This window comes from Pseudomonas sp. LY-1, from assembly GCF_053502595.1.
Genome location: NZ_CP094353.1, coordinates 3,063,032 through 3,076,200, shown reverse-complemented (window position 1 = coordinate 3,076,200; position 13,169 = coordinate 3,063,032). Strand labels below are relative to the sequence as shown.

At 64.1% G+C, this 13,169-nt stretch carries 2 protein-coding genes; one reads left to right on the top strand and one right to left on the bottom strand.

Annotated features, from left to right (window positions below):
• Positions 1 to 84 precede the first annotated feature (84 nt).
• Complete coding sequence (locus MOQ67_RS14135; RefSeq protein ID WP_198718265.1) at positions 85 to 2,517, top strand: TonB-dependent siderophore receptor; 2,433 nt, start codon at positions 85 to 87, stop codon at positions 2,515 to 2,517.
• 164 nt (positions 2,518 to 2,681) lie between these two features.
• Here the strand turns inward: MOQ67_RS14135 and MOQ67_RS14130 are convergent, their stop codons facing one another.
• The gene (locus MOQ67_RS14130; RefSeq protein WP_448675940.1) at positions 2,682 to 13,169 is read right to left on the bottom strand and encodes an amino acid adenylation domain-containing protein; all 10,488 of its coding nucleotides are present in this window, start codon (positions 13,167 to 13,169) and stop codon (positions 2,682 to 2,684) included.

Genomic DNA, 13,169 nt, shown 5'->3' with positions numbered 1-13,169 from the left:
AGGAACGTCTCACTAGTGGTAATGAGAACCAGACTCAATAAACACTTATAATTGCCCACTTAAAACATAGAAGAGAAAACACCCATGCCAGCACGACTCGGTCTCAGCCCACTGAGCAAAGCGCTATCCATGCGTCGGGCCCTGAACATCAACCTCCTGCCGAACGCCCTGGCCCTGGCCATATCACTGCCGGTGGCCGGCTATGTGCAGGCACAAGAGATCGAGTTGGACATTCCCGCGCAGCCGCTGGGGAGCGCGCTGCAGGCCTTCGGTCATCAGGCCAACATGCAGGTGCTCTACAGCCCGACCGACGTGCAAGGCAAGAACAGCACCGCCGTCAAAGGCAAACTGGACCCGCAACAGGCGATCAATACCCTGCTGTCAGGAACGTCGACCACCCACAGCCTCAATGGCAATTCGCTGACCGTCACCGCCGCCGGTACCTCCGCCGGGCTGGAACTGAGCCCGACCCAGGTGACCGCCAACCAACTGGGCAGCGTGACCGAAAACACCGGTTCCTATACCCCAGGCTACATCGCCACCTCGACCCGCCTGGTGCTGACGCCCAAGGAGACGCCGCAGTCGGTGACCGTCATCACCCGCCAGCACATGGACGACTTCGGCCTGAACAACGTTGACGACGTGATGCGCCACACGCCGGGCATCACCGTCTCGGCCTTCGATACCGAGCGCAGCAACTACTACGCCCGTGGTTTCTCCATCAACAACTTCCAGTACGACGGCATTCCGTCCACTGCGCGCAACGTGGCCTATTCAGCGGGTAACACCCTGAGCGACATGGCGATCTATGACCGGGTCGAAGTACTCAAGGGCGCCACAGGCCTGCTCACTGGCGCAGGCTCCCTGGGTGCGACCATCAACCTTGTGCGCAAAAAGCCCACCGCAGAGTTCCAGGGCCACGCCAGCGTGGGCGCCGGCTCCTGGGACAACTACCGCAGCGAGCTGGATGTGAGCGGCCCGCTGACCGAAACCGGGAATGTCCGGGGTCGGGCGGTGGCGGCTTACCAGGACAAGCATTCCTTCATGGACCGCTATGAGCGCCAAAGCCCGGTCTACTACGGCATCATGGAATTCGACCTGTCCCCGGACACCATGCTGACCGTGGGTGGCGACTACCAGGACAGCCTGCCAAAAGGCTCGTCCTGGTCCGGCAGCTTCCCGCTGATCGACGCCCAGGGTAATCGCAACAAGGTGAAGCGCTCGTTCAACAACGCCGCCGACTGGAGCAGCTGGGAGCAGTACACCCGCACCCTATTCGCCATAGTCGAGCACGACCTCGGCGATGGCTGGGTCACCAAGCTGCAACTGGACCACAAGATCAACGGCTACCACGCGAAGATGGGCTCGATCCAGGGCAGCACTCCCAACCTGGACGGCACTTCGCAGCTGACATCGGGCAAGTACACCGGCGAAACCGTCAGCGACTCCGCCGACCTATATGTGAGCGGCCCGTTCAGCCTGGGTGGCCGCGAGCATGAGTTGGTCCTCGGCGGCTCCATCAGTTCTTCCGAGTGGAACGGCAATGGCTACTGGAACCTCGCCCCCAACCTGGTGAACTTCTACAACTGGCACGGCAACGCGACCGAACCGGATTGGGGCACACCGCAGTCGAAGATCGACGACACCGTGCGCCAGACCGGCGCGTACATGACCACCCGCCTGAACCTCGCCGACGACCTCAAGCTGCTGCTCGGCGGCCGCGTGGTCGACTACACCGTCACCGGCAACAACCCGACCTACAAGGAAACCGGACGGTTCGTGCCGTATGCCGGTGTGGTCTACGACCTGAACGACACGTACTCGGTCTACGCCAGCTACACCGATATCTTCATGCCGCAGGAAAGCTACAACCGCGACCGCAACAACAAGCTGGTCGAGCCGGATGAAGGCCAGAACTGGGAACTGGGCGTCAAGGCAGACTTCCTGGACGGTCGTGTAAACGCCAGCGCCGCCTACTTCGAGATCCACGAAACCAACCGTTCCGTGTCCGACGACGAATACAACAACCGCACGCCGACACCGTCGAACTATGCGTTCAAGGGCACCAAGGCCGTGACCAAGGGTTACGAAGTCGAAATGTCGGGCGAACTGGCACCGGGCTGGCAGCTCCAGGGTGGCTATACCCACAAGGTTGTGCGCGACGATAACGACATCAAGATCTCGACCTTCGAGCCGGAAGATCAGGTCAGCGTCTACACCTCGTACAAGTTCAAGGGCAACCTCGACAAGCTGACCGTCGGCGGCGGCGCTCGCTGGCAGAGTGTTGGCTGGCAGGACATCTACAACAGCCCGAAAGGCGGCTACGAGGAGTTTTCCCAGGAAAACTACTGGCTGGTGGACCTGATGACCCGCTACCAGTTCACCAAGAACGTGTCGGCAACGTTGAACGTCAACAACATCTTCGATAAGACCTACTACACCAACATCGGCTTCTATAACTCTGCCGCCTACGGCGAGCCACGCAACTTCATGCTCAGCACCCGCTGGGACTTCTAAGACCTGCTCGTAGCCGCCCTGGCGGCTACTGAGGGTTCCACCCCTAACGCCCCGTGCATTCATTGCCCGGGGCGTTTTTGCAGGGGCCGGTCGTTGAACCCCACCCCACGAAAAAGCCCCCGGTCACCATCAGTGGCCGGGGGCTTGTTCGTTCAGGCCCGGTGTTACGCCATCGCGTCGGCGAAGCTGCGCACGAACGCTGCGTTGTCGATCAACCGATCATGACTGGTCTCGATCAGCACCGAACGTTCAATCCGGGACTGGCTGGCGACCTCCAGCATGCTCGCCTCAATCAACCGATGATGCACACCCGTGCGGCTCAAGGTCGCCCACCAGCAACTGATCGGCGCCTTGATCGCCTTGAAATCGGCATCATGCAGGCGCTGCCCCAGCATGCGGTCGACCTCCCACGAGATTTGCGCCTCATGGCCGCTGAGCAACTCTTCCTTGAGTTCATGGAAGCGCTCACCCAGCACATCCCCAGCCCACTGGTTGAACCCGGCCCATTGCTCATCGTCGCCGTCAACCGTGGCCTGCTGGCCCGACCACTTGGCATGGATCTGCGCCGTGAACTCAGGGAACATCGCGCCCAACAATTCCACGCGCCGGTCATTGGCGGATATTTCGCGCTCATCGACCATCACCGCCGTGTCCCAGAAGGGCTTGACCCACTGGGGTGGCGATGCGTCGATCCAGCCCACGCACTCCACTTCCCGCCCAGCCTGCTCCAGGCCATGGGCAACTTCCATCGCCAGGTTGCCGCCCAGGGACCAGCCCGCCAGACGGAAGGCCCCCTCCGGCTGCGCCGTCAACAATTGCGCGGTGTAGTCCTCGACCATCTCGTGCCAGGCCGGCACTTCACTGCCCTCCTCGGCCAACGCCCGGCAGATCACGCCCATTACCGGCCGCTGCTCGCGCAACGCCAGGGCAATGGCCTTGTAGCAATGCACCGAACCATAGCTGGGGTGAAACAGGTACAACGGTGTGCCACGGGTCTGGCTGTTCAACCTGACGATCAACGAGTTGCCGGCCTGACCATTAACACAAGCCACCTGCCCCGCAACCGTCGGGTTGAGCATCAGCTGACTCACCGAAAGCTCGACGCCGGTAGCCTTGCGGATACGCTCCTTGAGCATCAACACCAGCAACGAGTGCCCGCCCAGCTCGAAGAAGTTGTCCTCCACCCCCACCTGTTCAAGGCCCAGGACCTCGCGCCAGGCGAGCACAACGGTGTGCTCCAGCGGGTTGCTCGGCGCAACGAAGTGCCGCTGATGCACGCTGGCGTCCGGCGCCGGCAGGGCCTTGCGGTCTAACTTGCCGTTGGGGCTCAAGGGCATGCGATCCAGCACGACCCATTGCGCAGGCACCATGTAGTCGGGCAAATGCGCCAGCAAGTGATGACTCAGGGCATCACGCCAGGCGGCGGCCGGGTCGTGCAACACCAGGTAGCCCACCAGATGCTTGCCATCCTGCACTTGCACCGATGCTTCACGCACCTGCGGATGCTCCAGCAGGCGCGCTTCGATTTCGCCCAGCTCGATCCGCAAACCACGCAACTTGACCTGATGATCCAGGCGCCCCAGGTATTCAATCACGCCATCCCTGCGCTGACGGACCCGGTCCCCGGTACGATACAACCGCGCGCCAGGCTGGAACGGGCACGGCACAAAGCGTTCGGCGGTCAGGCCGGGACGGCGATGGTAACTGCGCGCCAGCCCGACCCCGCCCAGGTACAACTCACCGGCAACACCCGCGGCAACCGGCTGCAACTGCGCATCCAGCACATGGGTGCGCAGGTTGGCGATCGGCTGGCCAATCGGCACGCTGTCGCGGTTTTCATCGACACACGTCCAATGGGTCACATCAATGGCCGCCTCGGTCGGGCCGTACAGGTTGAACAGCCCGGCCTTGGGCAGTTTGGCGAACACCTGTTGCTGGGCGTCCACCGGCAGGGCTTCGCCGCTGCAAATGATGCGTTGCAGGCCCTGGCAACTGCCGGCCTGCGAGTCCTGGAGGAACGCCTGCAACATTGAGGGCACGAAGTGCAAAGTGGTGACCTGATGTCGATTGATCAACGTCACCAGGCGCGACGGCTCTCGATGATCACCCGGAGCCGCCATGACCAACCGTGCGCCGCTCATCAACGGCCAGAAGAACTCCCAGACCGACACGTCAAAACTGAACGGCGTCTTTTGCAGCACCGTATCACTGGCATCCAGTGCATACGCTTGTTGCATCCACAGCAATCGGTTGGTCAATGCACAGTGGCGGTTACCGGCGCCCTTCGGCTGCCCGGTGGAACCGGAGGTGTAGATGACATAAGCGAGGTTTTCGGCCTCGACGGCGACCTCGGGATTGAAGGTGGCAAACCCTGCCAGCCAGCTGTCACCCTGCTCCACCACCAGGCACTGTACGCAGTCACCGATGGGCAACGACGCTACCAGATGCGCCTGCGTCAACAGCAGTTGCACCCCACTGTCCCGCAGCATGTAGGCCAGGCGCTCGCGCGGGTATTCCGGGTCCAGCGGCACATAGGCGCCGCCAGCCTTGAGCACGGCCAGAAGCGCCACCACCATCTCCACCGAGCGCTCCATCGCCACGCCCACCAGCAGGTCTGGCCCGACACCGGCCTGTATCAGGCGGTGCGCCAGGCGGTTGGCACGAGCATTCAGTTGGGCGTAAGTGAGCACTTCGCAATCAAACAGCAATGCCTGGGCATCCGGCGTGCGTTCGGCTTGCGCTTCGATCAACTGCTGCACGCTCTGCTGCAACGGGTAATCCTGCGCCGTGTCGTTCCACTGCTCGACCATCACCTGCTGCTCCAGACGCTCCAGCATCGGCAACTGGGTGACCCGCTGATTCGGATCGCCGAGCATGCCCTGCAACAGGTTCTGCCAATGGCGGGCCATGCGTTTGGGTGTCGCGGCGTCGAACAGATCGGTGGCGTAGGTCAGGGTCGCCCACAGCCCTTCGGCGGTCTCCTGGGTGTCCAGGCTCAAGTCGAACTGCGCGGTCTGCGTGCCCCACTCCAACCCTTCAACCCTCAGGTCGGCAAGCTGCTGGCCGCTGTTGGCCAGGCGCGCTTCGCTCTGGTGATTGAACAACACCTGGAACAACGGGTTATGGCTCAGGCTGCGCTCGGGTTGCAGCGCCTCGACCAATTGCTCGAAGGGCAGGTCCTGATGGCTCTGGGCATCCAGGGCCCGCCGCTTGGCCTGCTGCAACAATTGGGTGACGGTCAGTTGAGCATCGATATCGGCCTTGAGCACCTGGGTATTGACGAAGAACCCCACCAGCCGCTCGGTTTCGACCCGGCTGCGGTTGGCGATCGGCACACCGACGCGAATATCCTGCTGGCCGCTGTAACGGTGCAACAGGGTCTGGAACGACGCCAGCAGTACCATGAACAACGTGACCCCCTCACGCTGCGCCAGGGCCTTGAGCCCCGTCACCAGCGCCGGGTCCAGGACGACATCCAGGCTCGCCCCGCGATAGCTCTGCACCGAAGGTCGCGGCCGCTCGGCGGGCAGTTCCAGCACCGGCTGTTCACCGCCCAGCAGCGTTTGCCAGTAAGCCAATTGACGCTCGCGCTCGCCGCCCGCCATCCAGTCGCGCTGCCACTGCGCATAGTCGGCGTATTGAATCGGCAGCGCCGGCAGTTGCAGCTCCTGGCCTTGGCTGTAGGCCGCGTACAGTTGCACCAGCTCGTCGACCATCACCTGCATCGACCAGCCATCGCAGACGATGTGATGCTGCACCAGCACCAGCACGTGTTCGTCGTCAGCCAGGCGCAGCAGGGTCACCCGCAGCAGCGGGCCTTGTTGCAGGTCAAACGGTCGCGCGATCTCGGCTTGCACCAGGCGCTGCACATCCGCTTCGTCGGCATTGGCATGCAGGATCTCCACGGCACCCGCATCCCGGATCATTTGCAGGGCGCGGCCTGCGTCCTGGTACACCTGGGTGCGCAGGCTTTCATGGCGTGCCACCAGCGTTTCGAAACTGCGTTGCAGCGCGGCCTGGTCCAGCCAGCCACGCAGGCGCAGGGTGCTGGGGATGTGGTACGCGGCGCTCTGGGGGTCCAGTTGCCAGAGGAACCACTGGCGCTCCTGGGCATAAGACAATGCCAACGGCTGCTGGCGGCTGACGGGCAGAATCGCCGGCGCACTGTCCGTCTCGGCTGCCGAACGCTGCAGCGTCTCGACAAACCCCTGCAACCGCGGGTGTTCAAACAGGGTTCTGAGGGGAACTTCCCGGCCCAGCAACTGGCGCAGACGGGAGATGACCTGCATCGCCAGCAACGAGTGCCCCCCAGATTCAAAGAAGTGGTCGGCCAGGCCAACCCGTTCCAGGCCCAGGATTTCACCCCAGATCGCCGCCACGTCCTGCTCCAGCTCGCTCTGTGGCGCCACATACACCTGCTGCATCTGGCTCACATCAGGACGCGGCAGGCCCTTGCGATCGAGCTTGCCATTGGGGGTGAGCGGCATTTGCGCCAGGAACATGAAGTGCGCGGGCACCATGTAATCCGGCAGGCGGGTTTTCAGGGCGCGGCGCAGGTTTTCACGGCAGGTGGACTGGGCCACTGCATCGTCCATCAGCACCGGATCCAGTGGCACCACATAGGCCACCAACTGCTTACCGTTCGGGCCTTCCTGGGCCACCACCACGGTTTCGCCGACGCTGTCCTGCTCGCGCAGCCGCGCTTCGATCTCGCCCAGTTCGATACGGAAACCGCGGATCTTCACCTGGTGATCGACACGGCCGAGGTAATCCACCACGCCATCCGGGCGGCCACGGGTCAGGTCGCCGCTGCGGTACACGCGGCTGCCGGGTTTGCCGAACGGGTCGGGGACGAAGCGTTCGGCGGTGAGTGCCGGACGCTCCAGATAACCGCGCGCCACGCCCTCGCCGCCCAGGTACAGCTCGCCAGCGACACCGATGGGTTGCAGGTTGAGTTGAGCGTCGAGGATGTAGCCGCTGCGGTTGCCCAACAGCGTGCCGATCGGTGCGTACACGGCGCCGCAGGAATCGCCCTTGCGTGCTTTCCACAGCAACGGCGTAACCACGGTTTCGGTCGGGCCGTAGCCGTTGAACAGATAAGTGGGTTTCAGCGCACGCCAGGCCAGGTCGTAGCTCGCTTGCGCCACCGCGTCACCGCCAAAGCAATACACGCGCACCTTCGGTGGGTTACCGTCGCGCTCGGCATGCTCGGCCAATTGTTGCAGGTACACCGGCGGGAACACGGCCATGGTCACGTGGTGACGGTGCATTTGCGCGTAGGTGTATTCCGGCAGCCACAGGCTGTCATCGCGGATCAGCACGCTCGCGCCGTTGATCAGCGGGTGCATCCAGCCTTCGTGGGAGCCGTCGAAAGCGAAGGACATGAAGTGCAATTCGCAATCGGCCGGGCCGGTTTCGTAGCGTTCGCCGGTGGCGATGATATGCGCCACCAGCGGACCGTGGGCCACCGCCACGCCTTTCGGCATGCCCGTAGAGCCCGAGGTGTAGATCACGTAGGCGAGGTTGTCGCCGTCGAGATCAACCGACGGCACAGTGTCGCTGAAGCCGCTCCAGGCTTCGGTGCGGTCGATAGCGAGCGTATCCAGGCCTTCGGCAATCGGCAGTTGCTGCTGCACGGCGGTATGGGTCAACAGCAGCTTGGCGCGGCTGTCCTGCATCATGTACAGCAGGCGATCACGCGGGTATTCGACGTCCAGCGGCACGTAAACGCCGCCGGCTTTCAGCACCGCGAGGAACGCCACCATGATCTCCGCACTGCGCGGCATGGCAATCGCCACGCGCACTTCCGGGCCGACGCCACGGGCGATCAACGCGTGGGCCAACTGGTTGGCCTGGCGGTCCAGCTCGCCGTAGGTCAGGGTTTGTGTGTCGAACTTGATCGCGATCGCCTGCGGGTTTTCCCGCGCACGCTCAGCCACCAATTCATGTACCAGGCGCTGGGCCGGGAAGCCGGCGTCGGATTGATTCCACAACTGCAGGATGTGCCGCTGTTCATCCCCGTCCAGCAGGTTCAACTGGCCGAGGGTCTGCTGCGGATCGGCGACCATCGCCTGCAACAGGTTCTGCCAATGCCGCGCCATACGTTGCACGGTCGACGCTTCGAACAGGTCCTGGGCATACCCCAATGTGGCCCAGATACCTTCGGTAGATTCTTGAATATCCAGGTCCAGATCGAAATGCGCGGTCCGGCTTTCCCACTCCAGCCCTTCTACCCGCAGCGTCGGCAATTGGTGCTGGACCTGGGCCTGGCCGACGTCGGTCTGGTGGTTGAACATCACTTGGAACAACGGGTTGTGGCTCAGGCTGCGCTCGGGTTGCAACGCCTCCACCAATTGCTCGAACGGCAGGTCCTGATGGGCCTGCGCCTCCAGCGCCCGTTGCCGGGTCTGCTGCACCACTTGCGCGACGCTCATCTGCCCGTGAATGTCGGCCTTGAGCACCTGGGTGTTGACGAAAAAGCCGATCAGGCGCTCGGTTTCACTGCGGTTGCGGTTGGCGATCGGCACGCCGACGCGGATGTCTTCCTGGCCGCTGTAGCGGTGCAGCAAGGTCTGGAACGAAGCCAGCAACAGCATGAACAGGGTCACGCCCTGTTGCTGGGCCAGGGCCTTGAGGTCGTGGGCGAGCGCGGGCGCCAGTTCGATCGGCAGGCGTGCGCCACGGTGGCTTTGCACCGCCGGGCGCGGGTGGTCGAACGGCAACTCCAGCACGCTCTGCTCACCGCCGAGCCGGTCGCGCCAGTAGTTCAGTTGGCGATCCTTCTCGCCCGCCTCCATCCAGCGGCGCTGCCACACGGCGTAATCGGCGTACTGGAGCGGCAGCGCCGGCAATACCAGGGTCTGACCCTGGCTGTAAGCCGCGTAGTGCTGCACCAGTTCCTCGACCATCAGTTGCATCGACCAGCCATCGGAGACGATGTGATGCTGCACCAGCACCAGCACATGCTCATCGGCGGCCAGGCGCAGCAGGCAGACGCGCAGCAACGGCCCTTGTTGCAGGTCGAAGGGCTGGGCGATCTCGGCTTCTACCCGGGCCTTCAGCACAGCTTCATCGACATCGGCGCATGCGATGTGCAACGACACCTGCGGTTCAATCACTTGAACCGTGCGCTCGCGCTCCTGGCGCAGGGAGGTGCGCAGGCTTTCATGACGGGCCAGCAAGGCGTCGAAACTGCGCTGCAACGCCGCGTGGTCGAGCTGGCCTTTCAGGCGCAGCGCGCTGGGGATGTGGTACGCCGCGCTGTGCGGCTCCAACTGCCAGAGAAACCACTGGCGCTCCTGGGCATACGACAGCGGCAACGGCTGGTCGCGCCCGGCCGGCAGCAGGGCCGGGGCTTTCGGGGCGGCGGGATCGGAGGTCGTCAAGGCAGCGACAAAGCCTGCCAGGCGCGGCTGCTCGAACAGCGTCTTGAGCGGGACTTCCAGGTCCAGGGCCTGGCGAATGCGCGAGACCACTTGCATGGCCAGCAGGGAATGCCCGCCCAGTTCAAAGAAATGATGGGCCAGGCCGACACGCTCGACGCCAAGGATATCGGCCCAGATCGCCGCGATCTGTTGCTGCAGCGGCGTGACCGGTGCCAACCATGCCTGCTGTGCCGAGCCGCCGACGGGTGTCGGCAGGGCCTGGCGGTCGAGCTTGCCGTTGGGGTTCAAGGGCATGCGCTCGAGGAAGATCAGGTGCGCCGGCACCATGTAATCGGGCAGTTGCTCGCGCAAAGTGGCCTTGAGCTGTTCGGCGGCGCTCACCTGCTGCGGCTCGGACAGTGGCTGCGTCGCCACCAGATAGGCCACCAACTGATTGTCGGCGGCCAGCACGAAGGCCTCACGGACGGCATCCTGGGCCAGCAGCAGCGCCTCGATTTCACCCAACTCGATACGGAACCCACGGATCTTCACCTGGTGATCGACACGGCCGACGTATTCGATCACCCCGTCGGCGCGATAACGCGCCACGTCGCCGGTGCGATAAAGACGCTCGCCCAGGCCGCCGAACGGGTCGGCGACAAAGCGCTCGGCGGTCAGGCCCGGGCGTTGCAGGTAAGCACGCGCCAAGCCGCTGGCACTGGCGATGTAGAGTTCGCCCACGGCGCCGACCGGCAACAGGTTGAGGTCGCCGTCCAGCACGTACAACGCCCGCCCCGGCAACGCGCGGCCAATCGGGCTGGCGCTGCCGCCGATCACCCCATCGTCGGCGCTGCAATCGAGCACGCTGGACACCACCGTGGCCTCGGTGGGCCCGTAGGTGTTGAGCAGCCGCACGTGCCCCAGCCCGGCTCGGCGCCACATCGCCGGGCCGTCCAGGGGCATGGCTTCGCCGCCGATATGCACCTGGCGCAAGGCCCCGTAAGACCGTGGGCCCGCCGCCAGGCAATCGTGCAGGAACAGTTTCCAGTAAGCCGTCGGCAAGTCGGCCAGGGTGATGCCCTGATCGATGATCTGCCGGTACAGGTCGGCGCCGTCCCACAACTGCGGGCCGCGCAACACCACGGTGGCGCCCAGGGTCAGCGCCGGGTACAGCTGCTCGACGAAGCCGTCGAAGTTCAAGGTGGCGAACTGCAGCACCCGATCCTGAGCGACCAGGCGCGAGTAGTCGGCCGCGATGCCGGCGAACTCACTCAGCGCCGCGTGGCTGATGGCAACGCCCTTGGGTTTGCCGGTGGAGCCCGAGGTGTAGATCACGTAGGCCAGGCTCTGCGGCTCGACGTCGAGCGTCGGAGCGTGTTCGGCATACGGCGCCAACGTCGCGTGGGCCAGGTCGATATCCAGGCAGGTCAACGACCCGGCCAACGGCAGGCGCTCACGCAGGTGAGACTGAGTCAACACCAGGCGCACGCCACTGTCCTCGAGCATATGCACCAGGCGCTCGCGCGGATACTCAGGGTCAAGCGGCACGTAGGCACCGCCCGCCTTGAGCACCGCCAACAGGCTGACCACCATGGCAAAGGAACGCTCGACGGCGATACCGACCAGGCTGTCCGGGCCGATCCCCTGGTCGATCAGGTAGTGCGCCAGACGATTGGCCTGGCGGTTCAGTTCGCCATAGCTGAGCGTCTGGTCATCCAGGGCCAGCGCCTGGCGTTCAGGATGCTGGCGGGCCTGGGCCTCGAACCGGTGGTGTACGGCTTGTGCGACGGCGACGCTGGCCGGCGCGTTCCAATCCTGGAGCATCGTCTGCTGCTGCGCACGGTCGAGCATCGGCAGCGCGCTAAGACGGCTGCGCGGCGCACCCACCAGCGCCTGGAGCAGGTTTTGCCAATGTTGCGCAAAGCGCTCGATGGTCGCCGCCTCGAACAGGTCGGTGGCATAGGTCAGCGCGGCCCACAGGCCTTCATCGGATTCATGGGTGTCCAGGCTCAGGTCGAAATGGGTGGTCTGGTTGTCCCAGTCCAGTTCCGTCACGCGCAGGCCGGGCAGGTGCTGGCCGTCACCGCTGGCCTGGGTGTCGGTCTGGTGGTTGAACATCACCTGGAACAACGGGTTGTGGCTCAGGCTGCGTTCAGGCTGCAACGCCACCACCAACTGTTCGAACGGCAGGTCCTGGTGCGCCTGGGCTTCCAGGGAACGATGCTTGGTCTGCTGCAACAGTTCGGCAAACGTCATCTGCCCGTCGAGGTCGGCCTTGAGCACCTGGGTGTTGACGAAAAAGCCAATCAGCCGCTCGGTTTCGACGCGGTTGCGGTTGGCATTCGGCACGCCGATGCGAATATCCGCTTGGCCGCTGTAGCGAAACAGCAGGGTCTGGAACGACGCCAGCAGGAGCATGAACGGCGTCACACCTTCTTGCTGCGCCAGGCGCTTGAGGCCCGCCACCAGGTCCGCCTGCAGCTGCACCTGCAGGCTCGCGCCGCGATGGCTTTGCTGCGCGGGGCGCGGGTGATCGAGGGGTAATTCCAGCACGGGTTGCTCACCGCCCAGCAGGTCCTGCCAGTACGCCAACTGGCGGGCCCTCTCCCCGGCCTCCATCCAGTTGCGTTGCCACAGCGCGTAGTCGGCGTACTGGATCGGCAGGCCCGGCAGGCTAAGGTCCTGGCCCTGACTGTAGGCGGCATACAACTGCACCAGTTCCTGGACCATCACTTGCATCGACCAGCCATCGGAAACGATGTGGTGCTGCACCATCACCAGCACATGCTCATCTTCCGCCAGTTGCAACAGGGTCACGCGCAACAGCGGCCCTTGTTGCAGATCAAACGGGCGGGCGACCTCGGCTTCGACCCGCGCCATCAGTTGCGCCTCGTGAACAACCTCCTGCCGGATCTCGACACGCGCCTCGGGCTCGATGGTTTGCAACAGTTGCTCACCGTCCTGGATCAGCCGGGTGCGCAGGCTTTCGTGGCGCGCCAGCAGGCTGTCGAAGCTGCGCTGCAACGCCGCCAGGTCCAGGCGCCCCTGCAAGCGCAATGCGCCGGGGATGTGGTAGGTGGCGCTGTCCGGGTCCAACTGCCACAGGAACCACTGGCGCTCCTGGGCATAGGACAGCGGCAGGCGTTGGCCGTCCTCGCGGATCGAGGCAATCGGCAGTTGGGCGAAGCTCATGCCACGGCTTTGCAGGCGCTGGTAAAACTGCTGGCGCTGTTCCAGCGGCAGGCGAAGAAAGCGCGAAACCAGATCGATATTAGGGTTGGAACGCAT